We start from the raw sequence: 21,608 nt of genomic DNA on the forward strand, positions 1-21,608 counted from the left end.
TAATGAGCACAAACTATATGAAAAAAGATAATGGACTTTACTGGTTATTATTTGCAATCATTGTTTTTATCATTGATATCGCAAGTAAATTTTGGATTATAAATAATTTCTCGCTATTTGAATCAGTGAATCTTTTGCCATTCTTCTCTATCACTTATGTACGCAATATTGGCGCTGCCTTTAGCATTTTTGAAGGGCAACGTATGATGCTTGCTGCTATCGCTTTAATTATCAGTGCCGTGATAGTACGCATGTTATACCGCAACACTTGCCAACAAAAATTAGAGAACTTGTCGTTATCAATGATTTTAGGCGGTGCATTAGGTAATTTATTTGATCGTCTTTATCATGGATTTGTGATTGACTTTTTAGATGTCAATTTTGGTGACTGGCACTATCCAACTTTTAATATTGCTGACTGTGCAATCTGCGTTGGTATTGGACTATTTATTTTCAGTAATTATAAAAAACCAAAGAAGACTGTATAGTATGCAAATTATTTTGGCCAATCCTCGCGGTTTTTGCGCTGGTGTAGATCGTGCTATCACAATTGTTGAACGTGCACTAGAATTGTTTGGCGCACCAGTTTATGTTCGTCACGAAGTAGTACATAATCGGTATGTCGTTAATCGCCTAAAAGAATTAGGGGCAATTTTCATTGAAGATATTAGCGAAGTACCCGATAACTCAATTCTTATCTTTTCAGCGCATGGAGTGTCTAAAGCTATCCGTGAGGAAGCCAAACAACGTAAACTCCGTGTTTTTGATGCCACTTGCCCACTTGTAACCAAAGTTCATATGGAAGTGGCTAGATCGAGTTATCGTGGTGAAGAGGTTATTTTAATCGGCCATGCTGGGCATATTGAAGTAGATGGTACAATGGGACAATATAACAATCCCGAAGGTGGTATTTATTTAATCGAATCAATTGATGATGTAAAAAAGCTACAGGTAAAAAACGAAAATAATCTTTGCTTTACCACTCAAACAACTTTATCCGTTGATGATACTGCTCAAATTATAGATGCTTTAAAAAAACGTTTTCCTTATATTCGCAGCCCACGCAAAAATGATATCTGCTATGCCACAACCAATCGCCAGCAAGCAGTGAAACAATTATCATCACGCGCAGACATTGTTTTAGTCGTAGGTTCTAAAAATTCGTCTAATTCAAATCGCCTAGCCGAGCTAGCAAGGCGAAACAGCAAACAAGCTTATTTAATTGATTTTGCATCTGACATCCAAAAAGAGTGGTTAATAAACACACATACGATCGGCGTAACAGCAGGTGCTTCTGCGCCTGAGATTTTAGTACAACAGGTGATTGATCATTTAAAAATCTTAGGTTGCACATCACTTATTGAGACAGATGGCATTTTAGAAAATATCACTTTTGAAATTCCAAAAGAGCTTCGAATTGATATTAAATTAAACTGATTTAAGAAGACTTAAGCCCCTCAAATTTTACTAATAACTCCTCTTTTGTTTCAATATGTTCAGGATCTGCAATGATAGCATTTTGAATAGGGCAAACTCGCTGACAAGTCGAATGATCATAATAACCGACACATTCTGTACATTTATTGGGATCAATTTCATAAGTATCAAACCCCATTGAGATTGCCTCATTTGGGCACTCAGGCTCACACATGTCACAATTAATACATTTATTGGTTATTTTTAACGCCATTGCTCTTCTAACTTTACTAATTAAAAAATTAGCGCCATTATAGCGTAATCACCAATAAATCCGAATAAAGATCGCATTATCGCTTATTGAGTAGTTCAATCTTTGCAAAAAATTTTAGAAAATCATGCTATTTCATTTAGCTATACTTAAAAGTGAGTACTACAGCAGCTTATGCGGGTCGCTTTTTTTAAGTTGATGCTATATATAGCAAAAGATAAAGATATTACACTAATGAAGAAAATCAATACCCCTGCCTGCGGCATGAAGCGAACCACTATTGATTTACTGATGGCACTGCGAGAACAACTCGACCAATATTGCTTTTATCATAAAATCAGTATGGCTGATTACATAAGACAGCTTATTAAAACCAGTTTGACAACAGGGAGGCAAAAAATGAGCTTGCAAAGTGATTTATTAAAATATAAATTTAATACTGAAGCTTACAATGTTGTATTTTTCGAGTTTGTGGCTATCAGCCTAATAGTTTGGCCAATTTCCAGCAGCTTTTTGATTGCGGTACTGGTTTTTATTGGCATCCAATTCGCACGTGAAGCATATCATTGCGTGGTTGCTGATTATTGCTTGGTGTGTGGGTAGCTACCTTTTAGGCCATGCTTACTTTAGTATGCCCACCACTATTGGTATGGTAATTTTGACTTTTTTCTTTATGTCTATGATCCATTTCGGCGCACTTGATTTATAACGATGAATAAGGAAACATCATGAAAACACCAGATCCCAGCATTTACCCTTGGATTGACGCAGCAAAACAGGCGGTTAAACGAGAAAAAATCAAGTTTTGCCACTACTTCAGCTCAATTAAAGAAACAGGCGACCAAGCCGCTTATGATGCCGCTTATCCTCTCTATATAAAGGCTCTACAAGATTTATATGAAGTTGGAATTATCCCCCCAAGTACAGCAGATATAGACGAACTCAAAGCCATTGCGGCTGGTAATTTTCACCCTAAATTTAATGAAGTATTTCCTGATGTAGTATTTCCAGAAGATGATTGACTATTTATTTTATGGCTAATAAATTTATTCTTTCTAAAGACCTGGATTCAAACATGAAGTGCAATTTTAAACACGGTGGAGTGAAGAAAGTAGAAAGGTGATTTATACTAGCACCTTCGCACCACCACAGTTTGGAAATTGCTATGAATTATAATCACCTTTCTAGGAAGGAAAGATACCAGATTTTCGTATTATTACAAGCCGGAAAGAATAAAAAAGAGATAGCCCAGCTACTCAATAGTGATCCTCGCCAAAATATTAGACAGTGCCCGCCTCTATCATTTTTTCGTTTTGGTAATATTGTTGTTCATATTGTTCAGGTGATACCCAGCCATTGGCTGAATGACGGCGTATCCGATTATAATAGATTTCAATATATTCAAATAGTGCTTTATTAGCCTGCTTCCTCGTTTTGTAGTAACAGTCATGAATAATATGGGTTTTGAGTGTATGAAAAAAACTCTCAACAACCGCATTATCAAAGCAGTTGCCTCTTCGACTCATGCTTTGCCTTAGTTCATATTGTAACAATAATTGCTTGAAATCAGCACTGCAATATTGGCTTCCTTGGTCACTATGAATGAGTACATTTTTAGGAAAGTAACGCCGAAATAAGGCTTGTTTTAATGTATTACACACTAAATGACGGTCTATGTAGCGACTGGTTTGCCTAGCAATCACTTTTCGTCCATATAAATCGATAATCACCGACAAATATAACCAACCTTCACCCGTTTTAATATAAGTAATATCGGTTACCCATGTCGTATTCGGCTTATCAGGGTTAAATTGTCTATCTAACGTGTTGGGCACAATATTGTGATGAGCCGTGTCTGTTTTATACTTGAATTTACGTGCTGCTTTACTATGTAATCTCAAACTACGTAATCCCAATTGTTGCAAAACACGGCTAATTGTCCTTTCTGAAACTTGATAGCCCGCTTCTCTTGCATCATGAAGCAGGCTTGGCGCACCCAAACGAGCTTTATGTTGCCAATACTGCTTTTGGATATACTCGCTGAGTTTAGCTGATTTGTTTGCTCTTTTTAACCAAGCATAATAACCCGATGAACTGACACCAAGTAATGAGCATATCCTAGTAACCGGATAGCTGGTTAAATGATTTTTCATATAAGCGTACTTCATCGACTTGGATTGTTGATGAAGTACACATGCGCCTTTTTTAGTATATCATTAGCCATTTTCAGTTCTTTAATCTCTTTTTCTAACGCCATTATCCGCTGTTGCTCAGCGGTTAACTCCCGACGGCTAGTTTTATTCGGGGAAAGTTGCCTAATCCATTTATCTAGGGTTGATTTACCCACACCTAGATGGTTGGCAAGTTCGCTGATAGAAAGGTGTACATTAGATAACGCATAATCCACTGATTGTTGTTTGAATTCGATACTAAATTTTTTGACCATAATATTTGTCTCCTATGATTTTTGTTTATATCATAGAGGCGACTTTTGTCCACTTTTTTGGCGAGGATCAATTTAGAATCAGCAAGTAACTAGCGATTCAAAAGATAGGAGTATAAAACTGAGAGAAAGTTTTTTCTTATTTAGGTGCAGCTGATCAATATAAAAAGGAACTTATCGTAAAATATTTATCAATATTATGTTTGCTAAGATCATTTTCCTAAAAAACTTATTGCTTTCTTTAATTGGAAAAAATTTACTGGTTAAATTTTAAAATTTAATAATGGTGGGTCGTGAGCGATTCGAACGCTCGACCAACGGATTAAAAGTCCGCTGCTCTACCGACTGAGCTAACGACCCATTTGATAAGAACTACTATGCGCTTAATAGCTGAAACGATAAGTAATTTCGGGGTGCTATAATACTTATAATTGTATTACTACGCAACCACTTTATTGCTACATTTTTCTAATAGCTGATTATTTATACATTTCATTTTAGTGACGCTAACTTTTTATTAGCAAGCACTACCGCATTCTTATCTTTTGGGTATTTATTCACTACTTGTTGAAAAACAGTTTTAGCTTTTTTGGTATCTCCTTTATCAAGTAAAATTAACCCCACTTTATAAAGACTATCAGCAGCTTTGGAAGAAGACGGAAAATCTTTTACTACAGTAGCATAATAAAATGAAGCATCATTTTTTTTACTTTGTTTATATAAAAGCTGACCTAGCCAATAGTTAACATTAGCTCGATAACTAGACTTTGGATAAGATTTCAGATGTTTTTTAAAGGCATCAATAACCTCGTTATTTTGCTTGCCTTCATTAACAAATCGGATTATAAAATTATAATCCGCTTTATCATCGCCAGTAGTTACCCATCCAGATAAATCTGATGAAGATTTGGACAAAGTAGGATCTGAAGATGTTTTTGAACTATATCCTTCTCCTTGTAAATCAAAATCGGTATTTGAAGAAAATCCTGAACTATTAGTCATTTGTTGAAGAATCATTTTCTGGCGTTCAATTATCTGATTAAGTTGATATTTTGTCTCTTCTAACTGACCACGAAGAGTATCTACATCTGCTTGCAAATCGCTAATTTTTTGTTGGTTTTCAATCAATAGCTGTCCTTGTGCTTGAACCGTTTGATCAATGTCGGAACTACTTGCTGCACAACCAGTAAATAAAAGGAATAAAAGTAATGTGAGTATTTTTTTATGCATATTATATAAGACTCAGTGTAAACTTAAAATTAAAAACGGCTGAATAATCAGCCGCTATAAGATGTTATTAGTATCCTACATAGGTTACTACTGCACGACGATTTTTAGCATACGCTTCTTCATCATGACCTAACACAGCAGGTTTTTCTTTACCATAAGAAACGATTTCCATTTGACTTGCAGAAGCACCGTTACCTTGTAAATATGATTTAACTGCAGCAGCACGACGTTCACCTAATGCGATATTATATTCTGGAGTACCGCGTTCATCAGCATGACCTTCAATAACAACTTTTATGTTACTTGTACGAATAAATTCAGCATGTGCATTTAATAATGTTGCATATTCAGATCTAACATTATATTTATCAAAGTCAAAATAAACTGTATTAATTTGTTGTAATTTTTGAAGTTGCTCTAAGGCTTCTTTTGATAAAGCACCATTTAAATTACCACTAACGGTTTGGCTGCTATTAGATGAGCAAGCAGTTACAGCGATTAATGGTAAAGCAACCGCTGCTACTTTAAGAAATTTAGAAAATTGCATTGTATAAACTCCTGTTGTTTGAATAAATTCTATTTATATATCTAACCAACTTCTAAGTAACGCCCATTACAGGCCTGAAAGATTAGAGTAATATATTATAACGACCTTAAACTTTACACAATTTTAATAATTGAAATGTAGTTGTTTTTTTAAGCTGTCTTTATAAATATGGTGACCATGCAGGGAATTTTACTTGCCCATCGGTTGCTGGTAACCTTGCTTTGAAATTACCATCTGTAGATACAAGGTTCAAAATTGTACCTAATCCCTGAGATGAACTATAAATAATCATTGTACCGTTCGGTGCAATACTTGGGGTTTCATCTAAAAAAGTATCAGTTAAACGTTGATAGGTTTTTGTATCCATATCATATCGAGTTATATGCTGTTCACCATTATTAGTTGATATCATTGCAATAAAAGAGCCGTCAGGTGACACTTTAGCATTCTGATTTTGCGTATTATCCCAAGTTACCCTTTGCGATTCGCCAGTATTGGTATTAATACTATATAACTGAGGTCGACCCGCTTGATCGGAAGTATAAACAATTGTTTGATTGTCTGGCATCCAAGATGGTTCTGTATCATTACTACGGCTAGAGGTAATTTGAGTAATTTTCTTACTACTTAAATTCATCATATATAAATTTAAACTACCACCTTTAGATAGAACAAATGCTAATTTACTACCATCTGGAGAAAATGCTGGTGCTCCATTATGTTGAGGGAAAGAAGCTATTGTTTGTACAGCTCCACTATCCAGAGTTTTTAACACTAATGAAGAATGCCCTCCTTCAAAAGTTACATAAGCTATTTTTTTCCCATCTGGTGACCAAGTAGGAGACATTAATGGTTCCTTAGAACGATGAACAGTAATTTGATCATAACCATCATAATCAGACACTCTTAATTCGTGCGAAAACGGCCCTTTAGTCATTTTTACAACATAAGCAATTCGTGTTCTAAATGCACCCTTAATACCAGTTAGTGATTCAAAGATTTCATCGCTTGCAGTATGAGCTGCATAACGAACCCAACGCTTTTCAATAGAGAATTGATTTTGAGCTAAAACTGTACCTGGTCGATTAACTGTATCGACTAATTGATAATTTATAAGATATTTTCCTGACGCATCAGGTTGTATTGAGCCAACAACAACAGCTGAAACACCAACTTTGTTCCATACAGTTGGAGTAACCTCTGAAGCTGTTGTCGGTTTCTGAGGCATTTGATTAACGTCAATAGGATTGAACTTACCACTGTTACGCAAATCAGAAGCAATAATTTCTTCAATGGCTTGTGGCGGTTCTCCACCACCTGTCCATTTAAATGGGGCAACAGCTATAGGTTTAGCTGAGCTCACTCCATCAGTAATAATAATTCTAACTTCAGAATTAGCCATTGAGGTAAAAAGTAAAATAAAACAAGTTGCCAAAAAGCGGGAGGCGAATTTGATCATCTTAAATTCCTTAATAAAAATAAGATACACAGAGTTGAATAAAATATAAAATCATAAAAAACAGAAAACCAAGCTTTTAGGAATTCATATGCTGTCTCTAATTAATTCCATATATTAAGCTTTACAAACCATTAACAATTATACCCTGAGAAAGATAGTCGATATCTAGTCACAAGTCTATAGCCTTTAAAATAAAAAGATTTTTATCTTTTAATTGTTTGATTATATATAATAATCAAAGTGATATTAAAAATAATTATTCTAAATCTAATTGCTTATACTAATCCTATTTAGGTAAGGTTTAAAGAGTTTCATAAGATATTTTTATATAAGCGGTAGAAGGGATGTATTAAAAATGTTAAAGCCATTTGACAAATAGCCAAAAGTGATAATTTTGGCTTAATAAGTATTTCTATTTTTGACAAAATTCACAATAAAAAGTATTACGCTGTCCAATTTTTTGTGATTTTATTTCTGTACCACAAATCAGACATTGTTCACCTTCGCGTCCATAAACTTGTAACTCCTGTGCAAAATATCCAGGTTTACCATTAGACTGCAGGAAATCCTTGAGTGTTGTTCCTCCTTGTTTAATTGATTTAGTAAGAACTTGCTTAATAGCAGCTACAAGCCTTTCAAATTCATTTAATTGTAAGGAGTTTACTTTTCGAGTAGGGTTGATTTTTGCCATAAATAACGATTCAGAAGCATAAATATTACCAACCCCAACCACAATATGGTTATCCATAATCCAACTTTTTATGGGAATTTTTCGACTCCTTGCTTTTTCAAATAAATATTCAGCTGAAAATTCGTCACTTAAAGGTTCTGGTCCCAAATGTTGTAATTGAGATATTTCGTCTAGCGAATTTGCCCAAAGCCAAGATCCAAAACGCCTAGGATCGGTATAACGTAGAGTGACACCATTTTCTAGAATTAAATCAATATGATCATGTTTTTCTGCTTTTTGTGGATTTTTTAAAATACGTAAACGTCCAGACATCCCTAAATGAATTACGAGCCAATTATTGGGTAACTGTAATAATAAATATTTTGCACGACGTTTTATATCTAAAATTACTTGCCCGTGCACATTGCTTATAGCCTTATCAACGGGCCAACGTAGTTTAGGTTGTCGAACAATAATTTTATCAATAATCTGTCCTTTCAAATAGGGCAAAATACCTCGACGACTTGTCTCAACTTCTGGTAATTCAGGCATATAATTTCCATTTAGTTATTTAATAGGTCAGTAACCCAAGTTGGTGCCTGCTGAACGGACGTAGGCTGGTTATTGGCCGAGCATAAGCTATGAGGGTTAATTGTCCATACTGGTAAAGAGCGAATACCACTTCCATCACATTGCCACTGCCCATCACTATCAATAGGTACCATAAAAATATTTTGAGGTAGTGGCAATACTAATTTCTTTGGTGGATTATTTTGTAAATATTCACTATAAATTTTTAAGGCGCCAGTTGCTCCTGTTAATTTCATTGGAGAATGATCATCTAAACCAATCCAAACAACAGCAACATTTTTACCATCTATCCCTGTAAACCAACTATCACGAGAATCATTACTTGTTCCTGTCTTAGCTGCTAAATTAAATGAACCATATTTAGCTTTTAATGAACGAGATGTCCCCGTGTTAACAACTTGTTGCATAGCATAAGTGGTTAAATAAGCCGATTGTTGAGATACAGCCTGAAGCTGTTGTGGGTAGCTTTGATAAACTAGCTCACCTTTATCGGTCAATACATATCTTAAAATAGAAAGTGGAGATCGTTGACCATTATTAGCTATCGTTTGAAACATCTGCGCCGTTTCTAACGGTGTTAATTCTAAAGCACCTAGTAATCTTGATGGTAAATTAGATATACGGTCTGTTGATACACCTAATGATTGTAAAGTATTCCTTGTTGCATCAAGCCCTAATGCCATTCCTAGATTAACTGTTGGCACATTAAGCGAAAGTGCTAAAGCATCTACTAACATAACACGATCACGAAATTTACGATCATAGTTTTTCGGTTCCCAATAACCATTACCATCAAGCTTTATTGATAAAGGTTTATCATCAAGCCAAGTATTAAGTTGGTAATGGTCGGGTTGCCCTAGTGCAGTTAAATAAGTTGATGGTTTAGCTAATGAACCAATTGCTCGCTGAGTTAACCAAGCACGGTTATATCCTGGATAACGAGGTTCAGCACTACCAATGATAGAACGAATTTCTCCAGTTTCTCGGCTAACTATAACCATTGCTGTTTGTAATTCTTTATTAGTTGATTTTCGCAGTTTCTCAATTACGTTAGTTACCGCTTGCTCTGCAGCTGATTGAGCTACAGGATCAAAGGTAGTAAAAATCTTCATACCAGACAGATGTTCTGCTTTATCGCCTAATTGTTTTCGGAGTTCACTACGCACAACTTGCATAAATGCTGGTTGTGGCGAAATTACACCACCTTTGGGTAAAACTGATAGTGGGCGCTGACTTAATAAATTATATAACTCATCATCTATAATACCTTGCTGCTGAGCAAGTTTTAAAACTACATTACGGCGTTCAATAACTTGTTGAGGTTGTGTCCAAGGATTATATAATGAAGCTCCTTTTACCATACCAACAAGTACCGCTTGCTGATCTAATGTCAGTTCATTAACTGGGCGACCAAAATAGTAAAGACTTGCTAATGGAAAACCATGGATCTCTTCACTACCCGCTTGCCCAAAATAAACTTCGTTTAAATAAAGCTCTAAAATACGTTCTTTGCTATAGCGTCCATCCAAAATAAGAGCCATATAAGCTTCACGTATTTTGCGACTTAAACTACGTTCGTTAGTTAAAAAAAGGTTTTTGACTGTTTGCTGAGTTAATGTACTTCCACCTTCAGTACGGCCAGTTGTTAAATTAACAAAAATCGCACGACCAATAGAGTATAAACTTACGCCATGATGATCATAAAAACGTTTATCTTCCGTTGCGACTAATGTTTTTAATAATGAATCAGGAAACTTCTTTAATGGAATAAACAACCGTTGTTCACCATTTGGAGAATGCATCATCGTAATTAATTTAGGATCAATCTTAAGCAATCCAAAATCACGCCCTGAATCTAGATTAGTAATACGATCAATACGGTTTTCATAAAAAGTTATTCTGACTCTAAAAGCTTGCTCTTCACCATCAGGAAAAGTAAAAGGTCGACGATAAATTTCAACCGCATCATTTCTTACAATAAATTCGCCTGGACGAGTAGCTTTGGTATCTTGTTGACGATATTGCGCACCAACTAATATTGTTACCACATCATTTAGACTATATTCACTATCTGGTTCAAGATCAATAATTTGTCCATAAACTGCAGCCGGTAACTCCCATACATTTCCATCAATCCGTTCTTTAATTTGTTGATCAAGATAAACACCATAAATAATTGCCACTGCAGCAAAGACAAGAAACAACTTAAATAGTAGTATCAAAAATCGTCGCCAAAGTGTAGTCTTTTTATTTTTTCTGGTCTTTTTAGAAGAGCGTTTTTTTTCTATTTTAGTTGATTTTTTCAAACTGCACCTAACATTTATTATTAAATAATAATTAGCTTATGATAACATAATTTTTAAGGGTACCTTGACCACCTTTTTTAAAAAGGCCAGGTAAGTAAAGGTTTAAATATAAAAACAAATATATAAACTTAAAAGTTTAGTTGAGAGCTAATACTTTTAACTTTTGAAAAGAATGCCTTTCTCGACTTACCTGTTAATCCTTCTGAAATAGGTAAACTTGCTGTTAATGGATTAACTGGCTTGTTATTAATATGTAATTCAAAATGAAGATGAGGTCCAGTAGAACGCCCTGTATTTCCCGATAGGCCGATTTTATCGCCTTGTTTAACTTGTTGACCTGGTTTAACTAAAATTTTATCCAAGTGCATATAAGTTGTCATATACTGACGACCATGCCGAATAGCAATATAGTTACCCGCTGAACCACTATATTTTGCAATTACTACTTCACCATTACCAACGGATAATACAGGAGTACCACGTGATACAGCAAAATCAACACCATTATGAGGGGCTATTTGTCCTGTAACTGGATGTAAACGACGTGGATTAAATCCAGAAGAAACACGTGCTTTTTTCGCTAAAGGATAACGGAAAAAACTCTGCGATAAGCTGTTACCATTAATATCATAATATTTACCATCATCAGCTAAAATAGCATAATAATCCTTATTTCCATTTTTAATTCGAATACCTAACAACTGACTATTAGATAAGCTTTTACCATGCATTTCCCGTGTTAGAGCAACTGAAAATTTATCACCAACTTGTAATCGACGAAAATCTAAGCGCCACTGTAAAGCACGAGTAATAATACCTATTTCATTACTAGTTAACCCACTTTTTCGAGCATCGGCAACAAAACTAGATTTAATGTCACCTTTTATAACAATATTTTGTGGGATGACTTCAGCAGTTTCAGAACTTTCTATAAATTTATCACCCGATTTTTCATAGATTCGAATATTATTGCTTGATATTGTCCAACTAAAAGTTTGCAAATTATGATTATCATCAGTTGTCCAACTAATTTGTTGACCAATTCGTAGATTTGCAAGTTGCTTAAATTTTGTTGTTAATTGATAGATATCATTTTTATTAACATTATAACGAATTAGAATATCATGCAGTGTATCGCCACGAACAATAGTATATTGTACTGCATTATCTTTACCATCAACGATATCATCTAATTCATCTTTAACAATCTCATCTTCAGGAACATCAGATGATTCAGCAACGGTAGCCATTTTTCCATTTACTATCTCGACTTTTCCATCGCCATCAATAGAGCTGGAATTATCATTTACAGTAGTTTCAACTTGAGGAGTTAAAGGAACATAAATTGTTCGATCCAAATTGAGCGGACGCCACAGAGCAGTAAATAAAATAACAATAAAAAGAACGCCCAATATTGAAAAATAGGGAATTTTAAAATTATTTTTTTCAATACTGAAGGATTTTATTTTTCTTGCCAAAATTAACCTTAACTATTTATTACTAAAACTAATTTTTATCTAAACAATCCAACAGTTGCTGTGTTAAATTTGTTAAAAATTGTAAATATGCACCTTTTGAAGGTGTTATACTCGTTCCTAATGGATTTAATTCTCCAATTCGAACATCTGTTCCACTCACTAATTTTTCAATAACTGCAGGGCTAAACTGTGGCTCACGAAATACACATACTGCTTGGTGCTCTTTGAGCTCCTGTTGAATAGCATAAACTTTTTGAACACCAGGCTGAACTGCTGGATTTATAGTAAAACTGCCTAGTTTTTTTAATCCGAACTGTGCCTCAAAATACCCATAGGCGTCATGAAACACAAAATACCCTCTATTTTGTACGGTAATTAGTTTTTTTGCAATGTTTTGTTCTGTTTCTGTGAGTTTAGTAATGAATTCGTTTAAATTTTCATCAATTAATATGCTTTTATCTGGATAAAGCGTAACAAGTCTATCATGAATTGATTGTGCGATAATTTTAGCAATTTTAGGTGAAAGCCAAATATGCTCATCATATTCACCATGGTGATCTTGATTGACCTCATCATGAGAATGATCATCTCCGTGATCATCATGACTGGTTCTAAGTAACGATTTGATTTCTGGTACAGCCATTAATTCAATTTGCTTTTGCTTATCTATATTTTTTAAAATTGTTGGCATAAAAGCTTCCATATCTTCACCGACCCAAACCACAAGTTCGGCTGATTTAAGTTTTGCTAAATCAGAGGGCTTTAAATAATAAGTGTGGGGAGATGCGCTATCAGGAAGTAAAATATCATTATCAGTTACTCCTGAAGCAATGGCTTCAGTAATAAACCCAATGGGCTTTACAGATGAAATAACTGTCGCATTAGCTATATTAGTGATAGTTTGCATAAATATTAATGAACAAAATATCATTAAAGAACAGATTAATTGTTTACTATTTTGTGCAATATATTTTTTCACACCATATATCCTATATTTAAAAGTATGATAGAATAAAAACATTAATTGTTATAATATAACATAACATTGTTGTAGGCAAGGGCTCTTAACGATATGACACCACTAATTTCTCTTGATAGTGTTTCAGTAGAAATTGACCATCAAAAAATATTATATGATGTTTCGTTAGCAATACATCTTAATCAAATTATTACATTACTTGGCCCCAATGGTGCAGGTAAATCAACTCTAGTAAAAGTCATTTTAGGTTTAATTCCATTTACTTCAGGAACAATTAAGCGTTCAACCAATTTAACAATTGGTTATGTACCGCAATCAATCAATTTAAATACCACTCTGCCTATTACTGTTAAACGTTTTATGCACTTAAATAAACAGTTAAATGCCGAAAAAATTTTTAATACGTTATCAATGGTAAAAGCTGAATATTTGATTAATAAATCTATGCATCAATTATCGGGTGGGGAATTGCAACGCGTATTATTAGCTCAAGCCTTAGCAAAGCAACCTCAATTATTGATTCTTGATGAACCAACTCAAGGCGTGGATGTTAATGGTCAAGTATTATTATATGATCTAATCGCTGATGCAAAAAAACAGTTTAATTGCGGTGTATTAATGGTTTCTCATGATCTTCATTTAGTTATGGCAAAAACAGATGAAGTAATTTGTTTAAATCATCATATTTGTTGTTCTGGCATACCTGCTATTGTATCTAACGATCCTGAGTTTATTTCTCTTTTTGGCCAACATGGGGCTTCACAAATCGCTGTTTATAAACATCATCATAATCATCAACATGATTGCTGCTCCCCCACTATTGATCAACATAGGCAAATTGCTATGTCTTGTTATGGAAAAAAACATAATGATTGAGTTATTATTACCTTCTTTATTTGCAGGATTATGCTTAACGAGCATAACAGGTCCTTTAGGTACTTTTGTTGTTTGGCGTAGAATGTCCTATTTTGGTGATACTCTATCCCATGCAGCTTTACTTGGTATCGCTTTTGGCTTTTTACTGAATATAAATTTATTTTATGCAGTCATTTTTGTAACTCTTTTACTGGCCTTAGGGTTACTTTGGTTAGAAGCCCAAAAACAACTTCCAATTGATAGTTTACTTGGTATTTTAGCTCATAGTGCATTATCTCTTGGTTTAGTTGTAATTAGTTTAATGAATAATATCCGAATCGATCTAATGGGATACTTATTTGGTGATCTATTATCAGTAACATATTCTGATCTTTATCAAATTACTACTTGTGTAGCATTTATTGGTGCCTTATTGCTTTGGCGATGGAATGACATTTTATTTATTACTGTAAGTGAAGAGTTAGCTTTTAGTCACGGTATTAATGTTCAAATAACAAAATTGCTTTTAACTCTACTGTTGGCGCTAACAATAGGTCTATCGATGAAATTTGTTGGAGCTCTGATTATTACATCTTTACTTATCATCCCTGCCGCAACAGCCAAATATTATTCAAAAACTCCCGAGGCAATGGCAATAATTGCTATAATAATTGGTATGTTATCAGTGATTACAGGACTAATATTTTCTTTTATTTACGACACACCAACAGGGCCATCAATTGTATTAAGTAATACTTGTTTATTTTTTATATCATTATTTATTTCAAAATTAACTTTAAACAAAAAAAATTGAGATTACTGCAAAATCAGATTATTTATTGCGTGACATATCCCATTAATAAAAATGACTTTAATAGTCAGCTAACTATTTCTAATACTGTAATAGTACAATTCAATATGTTAATAATTAAAAACTATGTCACTTGCAATTATTTATACTCGAGCATCTATTGGAATACAAGCACCTTTGATAAACGTTGAAGTTCATATTAGTAACGGGTTACCAGGTTTTGTTTTAGTTGGTCTGCCTGAAGCAACGGTTAAAGAAGCTAAAGATCGAGTTAGAAGTGCTATTATTAATAGTGGTTTTACTTTTCCTTCAAAAAAAATAACTGTTAACTTATCTCCTGCAGATCTTCCAAAAGAAGGAAGTCGCTTCGATTTACCAATAGCTATCGCTATTCTTGCCGCTACAGAGCAAATTCCAACAGATAATCTATTACATTATGAATTTTTGGGAGAATTAGCCCTTTCAGGTAATATTAGAGCAGTAAAAGGAGCTATTCCAGCAGCTATTTCTTCTAAAAAGAAAAATCGCACATTAATTATTTCTGCAGAAAATCAATCTGAAATTTCTTTAATTCACCAAAACAATACTTTAATCACTAATAACTTATTAGAGTTATGCCAATATTTATATAACGAAATTGACTTGCCAGTAGTCCAATATCGTGAATACAAAGATATTGATAATAATTTATCAAACCTACAAGATATAATCGGACAGGAACAAGCCAAAAGAGCATTAGAAATTGCAGCCGCAGGAGGTCACAATTTACTATTAATTGGACCTCCTGGAACAGGTAAAACTATGTTAGCAACTCGTTTGACTTCCCTGTTACCTCAATTATCTGATGAAGAAGCACTTGAAAGTGCTGCAATAACTAGTCTAGTTAGTCCAAATGGATCAATTAAAAACTGGCGTAAAAGGCCGTTTAGATCACCTCACCATAGCGCATCAGCAGCAGCATTAGTTGGTGGAGGAACAATACCTAAACCTGGAGAAATATCACTAGCACATAATGGGGTTTTATTTTTAGATGAATTACCAGAATTTAACCGAAAAGTATTAGACGCTCTTAGAGAACCAATTGAGTCAGGTGAAATTATCATTTCAAGAGCAAACGCAAAAATAAAATTTCCTGCTAAGTTTCAATTAATAGCAGCAATGAATCCAAGCCCTACAGGACATTATCAAGGAACACACAATAGAACTACACCCCAGCAAACAATTCGCTATCTAAATCGGCTTTCAGGACCATTTCTCGATAGATTTGATATTTCTATTGAAGTACCTTTATTGCCTAAAGGCACCTTAAGTCAAAAAAAGACTTCCGATGAATCAACCGAAACGGTAAAACAGCGAGTTTTACAAGCAAGAAATGTTCAGTTTAAAAGAAATAATAAATTAAATAGTCAGTTAAGTGCAAATGAAATACAATGCTATTGCAAATTATCAGATGAAAATAATGAATATTTAGAACAAGCATTGATAAAATTAGGACTCTCTGCTAGGGCGTGGCATCGTATATTAAAAGTATCGCGTACAATTGCAGATTTAGATTCGTCAGAAAATATAGAACGAAAACATATTTCAGAAGCATTAAGTTATCGTTCTATGGATCGATTATTAATTCAATTACACAAAAATATCGGTTAAAAGAATTAGTCGTCACTATCGACAAAATCATCAGTTGTATCAACTTGAGGCTTCCCGCCGGATAATGTATGAAAGCGTTTAGGCTTATTTATACGAGAAAGATATTTTAGCCAAGTTTTTTCGAAATCAGTTGATGGCTCCTTTTTACCTTTACAAACGGCAACAAATGATTTTTCTTCTGCTGTAGTAGGTTTTCTAACTTCTGTATCAAGATCTTTAAAAGCACACCCATGTTTTTCCAAAATAAGAGCTTCTTTAATAGTAAAGTCTCCGTGACGAGAAAATCCTCTTGGATAATTCTTATTATCAAAAAAACGTTGTTGACTTACAAAACTCTCAGCCATGTTCTATCCTCTAGGTTGTAAAAGTATCTGGGCAGGAATTATAATTGACTAAGTTAATCTGTAAATAAAATTCTTTTATTTATTCTATCAAAAATGAGCAAATGATTAAATTTAAAACAGAACCATTATTTTTGTGGCAGGGGCGGAGAGTCTCGAACTCCCAACACCCGGTTTTGGAGACCGGTGCTCTACCAATTGAACTACGCCCCTAAATAAGGTGGCGGAACGGACGGGGCTCGAACCCGCGACCCCCTGCGTGACAGGCAGGTATTCTAACCAACTGAACTACCGCTCCACCGTATTTGGTATGTATATATTAAATTTAAAAGTCTGGCGGCACCCTACTCTCACATGGGTAATACCCACACTACCATCGGCACTACGGCGTTTCACTTCTGAGTTCGGCATGGGGTCAGGTGGGACCACCGCGCTATTACCGCCAGACATATCCTGTCTCTTTCAATTAGTATTGATATCTTCTACCATTATCTCATATCAATACCTATCTATCAATCCGGAACAAACTGCTCTCTCAACTTTTTATCAACTCTTTACCACGTAACCCAAAACAACTCCGAGTTGTAAGGTTAAGACTCTCGGTTCATTAGTATCAGTTAGCTCAATGTATCACTACACTTACACACCTGACCTATCTACGTCTTAGTCTCAAACGGACCTTACTGAATCTCTTCAGGGAAAACTCATCTCGAGGCTAGTTTCGTGCTTAGATGCTTTCAGCACTTATCTATTCCGCACGTAGCTACCGGGCAATGCAATTGGCATCACAACCCGAACACCAGCGGTGCGTTCACTTCGGTCCTCTCGTACTAGAAGCAAACCCTCTCAATTTTCCTACGCCCATGGCAGATAGGGACCGAACTGTCTCACGACGTTCTAAACCCAGCTCGCGTACCACTTTAAACGGCGAACAGCCGTACCCTTGGGACCTACTTCAGCCCCAGGATGTGATGAGCCGACATCGAGGTGCCAAACACCGCCGTCGATATGAACTCTTGGGCGGTATCAGCCTGTTATCCCCGGAGTACCTTTTATCCGTTGAGCGATGGCCCTTCCATTCAGAACCACCGGATCACTATGACCTACTTTCGTACCTGCTCGAGCCGTCACTCTCGCAGTCAAGCTAGCTTTTGCCATTGCACTAACCTCCTGATGTCCGACCAGGATTAGCTAACCTTCGTGCTCCTCCGTTACTCTTTGGGAGGAGACCGCCCCAGTCAAACTACCCACCAGACAGTGTCCCTTACCTCGATTCAGAAGTATAGGTTAGAACATCAAACATTAAAGGGTGGTATTTCAAGGTCGACTCCACACACACTGGCGTGCATGCTTCTTTGCCTCCCACCTATCCTACACATTAAGGCTCAATGTTCACTGTCAAGCTATAGTAAAGGTTCACGGGGTCTTTCCGTCTTGCCACGGGTACACCGCATCTTCACGGCAATTTCAATTTCACTGAGTCTCGGGTGGAGACAGCCTGGCCATCATTACGCCATTCGTGCAGGTCGGAACTTACCCGACAAGGAATTTCGCTACCTTAGGACCGTTATAGTTACGGCCGCCGTTTACTGGGGCTTCGATCAGGAGCTTCTGCATAAGCATAACCCCATCAATTAACCTTCCAGCACCGGGCAGGCGTCACACCGTATACGTCCACTTTCGTGTTTGCACAGTGCTGTGTTTTTATTAAACAGTTGCAGCCAGCTGGTATCTTCGACTGATTTCACCTACGTCCGCATGGGATTTCAATTACACATCAGCGTGCCTTCTCCCGAAGTTACGGCACCATTTTGCCTAGTTCCTTCACCCGAGTTCTCTCAAGCGCCTTAGTATTCTCTACCTGACCACCTGTGTCGGTTTCGGGTACGATTAACTATAACCTGAAGCTTAGAGGATTTTCCTGGAAGCAGGGCATCAATTACTTCACTGCCTTAGCAGCTCGTCATCACGCCTCAGAGTCTTAGTGACCGGATTTGCCTAATCACACCCCTACACGCTTAACCCACCATCCAATAGGTGGTAAACCTAGCCTTCTTCGTCACCCCATCGCAGTTATAGCCAGTACGGGAATATTAACCCGTTTCCCATCAGATACGCCCTTCGGCCTCTCCTTAGGGGTCGACTCACCCTGCCCCGATTAACGTTGGACAGGAACCCTTGGTCTTCCGGCGAGCGGGCTTTTCACCCGCTTTATCGTTACTTATGTCAGCATTCGCACTTCTGATACCTCCAGCATGCCTCACAACACACCTTCTACGGCTTACAGAACGCTCCCCTACCCAATACACTTGCGTGCACTGCCGCAGCTTCGGTGCATAGTTTTAGCCCCGTTACATCTTCCGCGCAGGCCGACTCGACTAGTGAGCTATTACGCTTTCTTTAAATGATGGCTGCTTCTAAGCCAACATCCTAGCTGTCTAAGCCTTCCCACTTCGTTTCCCACTTAACTATGACTTTGGGACCTTAGCTGGCGGTCTGGGTTGTTTCCCTCTTCACGACGAACGTTAGCACCCGCCGTGTGTCTCCCATGATTCAACTTGTCAGTATTCGGAGTTTGCATCGGGTTGGTAAGCCGGGATGGCCCCCTAGCCGAAACAGTGCTCTACCCCCAACAGTCATTCATGAGGCGCTACCTAAATAGCTTTCGGGGAGAACCAGCTATCTCCCGGTTTGATTGGCCTTTCACCCCCAGCCACAGGTCATCCGCTAATTTTTCAACATTAGTCGGTTCGGTCCTCCAGTTAGTGTTAACCAACCTTCAACCTGCCCATGGCTAGATCACCGGGTTTCGGGTCTATACCCTGCAACTTAACGCACAGTTAATACTCGGTTTCCCTTCGGCTCCCCTATTCGGTTAACCTCGCTACAGAATATAAGTCGCTGACCCATTATACAAAAGGTACGCAGTCACTATTACCTAACGGTAACAGCTCCCACTGATTGTACGTACACGGTTTCAGGGTCTATTTCACTCCCCTCCCGGGGTTCTTTTCGCCTTTCCCTCACGGTACTGGTTCACTATCGGTCAATCAGGAGTATTTAGCCTTGGAGGATGGTCCCCCCTTCTTCAGACAGGATATCACGTGTCCCGCCCTACTCTATAAGCTTCCACATAACGCACCTTCGTGTACGGGACTTTCACCCTCTATCGTGCGACTTTCCAGACGCTTCCACTAATACCTTATGCTACCCGCTTGGGCTCCTCCCCTTTCGCTCGCCGCTACTCAGGGAATCTCGGTTGATTTCTTTTCCTCGGGGTACTTAGATGTTTCAGTTCTCCCGGTTCGCCTCATCTAACTATGGATTCATTAGATGATAGTGTAGTTTCCTACACTGGGTTTCCCCATTCGGACATCGACGGCTATTACGCTTTTTATCAGCTTACCGTCGCTTTTCGCAGATTAACACGTCCTTCTTCGCCTCTGATTGCCTAGGCATCCACCGTGTACGCTTAATTTCTTAACCTTACAACTCACAGTTGTCTTGGTTTAAATTACGCTTTCTTCTCTTTCTTACTTATTCTCTTTTTATTTATAGATTGTTCAATCAAAGTTCAATAAACTTTAATTCAACCTATAATTAAAAGCCTTTCGTAAAAACGAGAACTCGTTTCTTTCAGCTTGTTCCTAATTGTTAAAGAGCTTTATCTTTCTATTCACTTAACCACTAAATCAAGTAAATACAAACATAATTTTTTTAGAAAAATAATTTCATCACATTTTATGGCGTCCCCTAGGGGATTCGAACCCCTGTTACCGCCGTGAAAGGGCGATGTCCTAGGCCTCTAGACGAAGGGGACTTAATTATTTCTCTTCTAAACAAACAATCTGTGTGAACACTTACGAGCACTTCGTAAGGAGGTGATCCAACCGCAGGTTCCCCTACGGTTACCTTGTTACGACTTCACCCCAGTCATGAATCACACCGTGGTAAACGCCCTCCCGAAGGTTAAGCTATCTACTTCTGGTGCAACCCACTCCCATGGTGTGACGGGCGGTGTGTACAAGGCCCGGGAACGTATTCACCGTGACATTCTGATTCACGATTACTAGCGATTCCGACTTCATGGAGTCGAGTTGCAGACTCCAATCCGGACTTAGACGTACTTTGTGAGGTCCGCTTACTCTCGCGAGGTCGCCTCCCTTTGTATACGCCATTGTAGCACGTGTGTAGCCCTGGTCGTAAGGGCCATGATGACTTGACGTCGTCCCCACCTTCCTCCGCTTTATCAACGGCAGTCTCCTTTGAGTTCCCGACCTAATCGATGGCAACAAAGGATAAGGGTTGCGCTCGTTGCGGGACTTAACCCAACATTTCACAACACGAGCTGACGACAGCCATGCAGCACCTGTCTCACAGTTCCCGAAGGCACTCTCGTATCTCTACAAGATTCTGTGGATGTCAAGACCAGGTAAGGTTCTTCGCGTTGCATCGAATTAAACCACATGCTCCACCGCTTGTGCGGGCCCCCGTCAATTCATTTGAGTTTTAACCTTGCGGCCGTACTCCCCAGGCGGTCGATTTATCGCGTTAGCTTCGG

General features: G+C 37.2%; 17 protein-coding genes, 4 tRNA genes, 3 rRNA genes and 1 pseudogene. 8 read left to right on the plus strand and 17 right to left on the minus strand.

The window, feature by feature from the left end:
• Positions 1-2 precede the first annotated feature (2 nt).
• Together lspA and ispH are read left to right on the plus strand one after the other, a co-directional pair.
• Positions 3-488, plus strand: coding sequence for a signal peptidase II (gene lspA / locus A9G44_RS09360; protein ID WP_202961547.1), 486 nt, complete (start codon positions 3-5; stop codon positions 486-488).
• Between the two features lies 1 nt (position 489).
• Entirely contained in the window at positions 490-1,437 is a 948-nt protein-coding gene (ispH, locus tag A9G44_RS09365; protein ID WP_065610637.1) for a 4-hydroxy-3-methylbut-2-enyl diphosphate reductase, read from the plus strand.
• A 1-nt stretch (position 1,438) separates the two neighbouring features.
• Here the strand turns inward: ispH and A9G44_RS09370 are convergent, their stop codons facing one another.
• Positions 1,439-1,690: a YfhL family 4Fe-4S dicluster ferredoxin gene (locus A9G44_RS09370; protein ID WP_034911286.1), complete on the minus strand. Its 252-nt coding sequence runs from the start codon at positions 1,688-1,690 to the stop codon at positions 1,439-1,441.
• Between the two features lie 231 nt (positions 1,691-1,921).
• On the opposite strand from A9G44_RS09370, the gene A9G44_RS09375 reads away from it, so the two are divergent.
• From A9G44_RS09375 to A9G44_RS14100, 3 genes and pseudogenes are all read left to right on the plus strand, one after another.
• Positions 1,922-2,290 (plus strand): hypothetical protein, encoded by a 369-nt coding sequence (locus tag A9G44_RS09375; protein ID WP_143426364.1) that lies wholly within the window; start codon positions 1,922-1,924, stop codon positions 2,288-2,290.
• Between the two features lie 125 nt (positions 2,291-2,415).
• The gene (locus A9G44_RS09380; RefSeq protein WP_065610641.1) at positions 2,416-2,709 is read left to right on the plus strand and encodes a hypothetical protein; all 294 of its coding nucleotides are present in this window, start codon (positions 2,416-2,418) and stop codon (positions 2,707-2,709) included.
• 143 nt (positions 2,710-2,852) lie between these two features.
• Positions 2,853-2,945 (plus strand): annotated as a pseudogene (locus A9G44_RS14100) (helix-turn-helix domain-containing protein); the annotation flags it as partial.
• A 22-nt stretch (positions 2,946-2,967) separates the two neighbouring features.
• On the opposite strand, the gene A9G44_RS09385 reads toward A9G44_RS14100, so the two are convergent.
• The 9 genes from A9G44_RS09385 to znuA all read right to left on the minus strand — a co-directional run bounded on the left by A9G44_RS09385 (position 2,968) and on the right by znuA (position 13,342).
• Positions 2,968-4,133 (minus strand): IS3 family transposase gene (locus tag A9G44_RS09385; RefSeq protein WP_143426365.1). Its coding sequence is split into 2 segments (ribosomal slippage): positions 2,968-3,887 and positions 3,887-4,133, totalling 1,167 coding nucleotides; the frame shifts between segments, so codons are not numbered across the junction.
• Positions 4,134-4,414: 281 nt separating this feature from the next.
• Positions 4,415-4,490, minus strand: a tRNA-Lys gene (locus A9G44_RS09395).
• Positions 4,491-4,622: 132 nt separating this feature from the next.
• Positions 4,623-5,360 carry a tol-pal system protein YbgF gene (ybgF, locus tag A9G44_RS09400; RefSeq protein ID WP_034914776.1) on the minus strand — a complete coding sequence of 246 codons (738 nt, stop codon included), beginning with the start codon at positions 5,358-5,360 and terminating at the stop codon, positions 4,623-4,625.
• Positions 5,361-5,427: 67 nt separating this feature from the next.
• Entirely contained in the window at positions 5,428-5,907 is a 480-nt protein-coding gene (pal, locus tag A9G44_RS09405; RefSeq protein WP_034914778.1) for a peptidoglycan-associated lipoprotein Pal, read from the minus strand.
• Positions 5,908-6,067: 160 nt separating this feature from the next.
• Positions 6,068-7,363 carry a Tol-Pal system beta propeller repeat protein TolB gene (tolB, locus tag A9G44_RS09410; protein WP_065610655.1) on the minus strand — a complete coding sequence of 432 codons (1,296 nt, stop codon included), beginning with the start codon at positions 7,361-7,363 and terminating at the stop codon, positions 6,068-6,070.
• 415 nt (positions 7,364-7,778) lie between these two features.
• Positions 7,779-8,588 (minus strand): bifunctional DNA-formamidopyrimidine glycosylase/DNA-(apurinic or apyrimidinic site) lyase, encoded by an 810-nt coding sequence (gene mutM, locus A9G44_RS09415; protein WP_065610645.1) that lies wholly within the window; start codon positions 8,586-8,588, stop codon positions 7,779-7,781.
• A gap of 11 nt (positions 8,589-8,599) precedes the next feature.
• Entirely contained in the window at positions 8,600-10,933 is a 2,334-nt protein-coding gene (gene mrcB / locus A9G44_RS09420) for a bifunctional glycosyl transferase/transpeptidase (protein WP_065610646.1), read from the minus strand.
• A gap of 128 nt (positions 10,934-11,061) precedes the next feature.
• On the minus strand, positions 11,062-12,411 hold the full coding sequence (mepM, locus tag A9G44_RS09425) for a murein DD-endopeptidase MepM (RefSeq protein ID WP_034914784.1): 1,350 nt from the start codon (positions 12,409-12,411) through the stop codon (positions 11,062-11,064).
• Between the two features lie 28 nt (positions 12,412-12,439).
• Positions 12,440-13,342 carry a zinc ABC transporter substrate-binding protein ZnuA gene (znuA, locus tag A9G44_RS09430; RefSeq protein WP_065610657.1) on the minus strand — a complete coding sequence of 301 codons (903 nt, stop codon included), beginning with the start codon at positions 13,340-13,342 and terminating at the stop codon, positions 12,440-12,442.
• Positions 13,343-13,483: 141 nt separating this feature from the next.
• Here znuA and znuC point away from each other — a divergent pair, with 141 nt between their 5' ends.
• From znuC to A9G44_RS09445, 3 genes are all read left to right on the plus strand, one after another.
• Positions 13,484-14,266, plus strand: a complete 783-nt coding sequence (znuC, locus tag A9G44_RS09435) for a zinc ABC transporter ATP-binding protein ZnuC (RefSeq protein WP_065610648.1) — start codon at positions 13,484-13,486, stop codon at positions 14,264-14,266.
• Complete coding sequence (gene znuB / locus A9G44_RS09440; RefSeq protein ID WP_034914786.1) at positions 14,259-15,059, plus strand: zinc ABC transporter permease subunit ZnuB; 801 nt, start codon at positions 14,259-14,261, stop codon at positions 15,057-15,059. Before znuC ends, znuB begins: the two co-directional genes overlap by 8 nt.
• 123 nt (positions 15,060-15,182) lie before the next feature.
• Positions 15,183-16,706 carry a YifB family Mg chelatase-like AAA ATPase gene (locus A9G44_RS09445; RefSeq protein ID WP_065610650.1) on the plus strand — a complete coding sequence of 508 codons (1,524 nt, stop codon included), beginning with the start codon at positions 15,183-15,185 and terminating at the stop codon, positions 16,704-16,706.
• 5 nt (positions 16,707-16,711) lie between these two features.
• On the opposite strand, the gene A9G44_RS09450 is transcribed toward A9G44_RS09445, so the two are convergent.
• The 7 genes from A9G44_RS09450 to A9G44_RS09480 form a co-directional block, all read right to left on the minus strand.
• Positions 16,712-17,050, minus strand: a complete 339-nt coding sequence (locus tag A9G44_RS09450) for a DUF413 domain-containing protein (RefSeq protein WP_034914792.1) — start codon at positions 17,048-17,050, stop codon at positions 16,712-16,714.
• 134 nt (positions 17,051-17,184) lie between these two features.
• Positions 17,185-17,260: transfer RNA gene (locus A9G44_RS09455), tRNA-Trp, on the minus strand.
• Positions 17,261-17,268: 8 nt separating this feature from the next.
• Positions 17,269-17,345, minus strand: a tRNA-Asp gene (locus A9G44_RS09460).
• 33 nt (positions 17,346-17,378) lie between these two features.
• Positions 17,379-17,494, minus strand: a 5S ribosomal RNA gene (rrf, locus tag A9G44_RS09465).
• Between the two features lie 139 nt (positions 17,495-17,633).
• Positions 17,634-20,533 (minus strand): 23S ribosomal RNA (locus A9G44_RS09470).
• A gap of 258 nt (positions 20,534-20,791) precedes the next feature.
• Positions 20,792-20,867, minus strand: a tRNA-Glu gene (locus A9G44_RS09475).
• 54 nt (positions 20,868-20,921) lie between these two features.
• Positions 20,922-21,608: ribosomal RNA gene (locus A9G44_RS09480) — 16S ribosomal RNA — on the minus strand; the annotation flags it as partial.

Source organism: Gilliamella sp. Occ4-3, assembly GCF_001690675.1.
GTDB classification, from domain to species: Bacteria; Pseudomonadota; Gammaproteobacteria; order Enterobacterales; family Orbaceae; genus Gilliamella; species Gilliamella bombi.

Excerpts from the sequence above, each read along its gene's own strand:
- A9G44_RS09370 (WP_034911286.1), bottom strand. The coding sequence starts at position 1,690 with ATGGCGTTAAAAATAACCAATAAATGTATTAATTGTGACATGTGTGAG.
- ybgF (WP_034914776.1), bottom strand. The coding sequence starts at position 5,360 with ATGCATAAAAAAATACTCACATTACTTTTATTCCTTTTATTTACTGGT.
- znuA (WP_065610657.1), bottom strand. The coding sequence starts at position 13,342 with ATGATATTTTGTTCATTAATATTTATGCAAACTATCACTAATATAGCT.
- ispH (WP_065610637.1), top strand. The coding sequence starts at position 490 with ATGCAAATTATTTTGGCCAATCCTCGCGGTTTTTGCGCTGGTGTAGAT.
- pal (WP_034914778.1), bottom strand. The coding sequence starts at position 5,907 with ATGCAATTTTCTAAATTTCTTAAAGTAGCAGCGGTTGCTTTACCATTA.
- A9G44_RS09450 (WP_034914792.1), bottom strand. The coding sequence starts at position 17,050 with ATGGCTGAGAGTTTTGTAAGTCAACAACGTTTTTTTGATAATAAGAAT.
- A9G44_RS09375 (WP_143426364.1), top strand. The coding sequence starts at position 1,922 with ATGAAGAAAATCAATACCCCTGCCTGCGGCATGAAGCGAACCACTATT.
- znuC (WP_065610648.1), top strand. The coding sequence starts at position 13,484 with ATGACACCACTAATTTCTCTTGATAGTGTTTCAGTAGAAATTGACCAT.
- znuB (WP_034914786.1), top strand. The coding sequence starts at position 14,259 with ATGATTGAGTTATTATTACCTTCTTTATTTGCAGGATTATGCTTAACG.
- lspA (WP_202961547.1), top strand. The coding sequence starts at position 3 with ATGAGCACAAACTATATGAAAAAAGATAATGGACTTTACTGGTTATTA.
- mutM (WP_065610645.1), bottom strand. The coding sequence starts at position 8,588 with ATGCCTGAATTACCAGAAGTTGAGACAAGTCGTCGAGGTATTTTGCCC.
- A9G44_RS09445 (WP_065610650.1), top strand. The coding sequence starts at position 15,183 with ATGTCACTTGCAATTATTTATACTCGAGCATCTATTGGAATACAAGCA.
- A9G44_RS09380 (WP_065610641.1), top strand. The coding sequence starts at position 2,416 with ATGAAAACACCAGATCCCAGCATTTACCCTTGGATTGACGCAGCAAAA.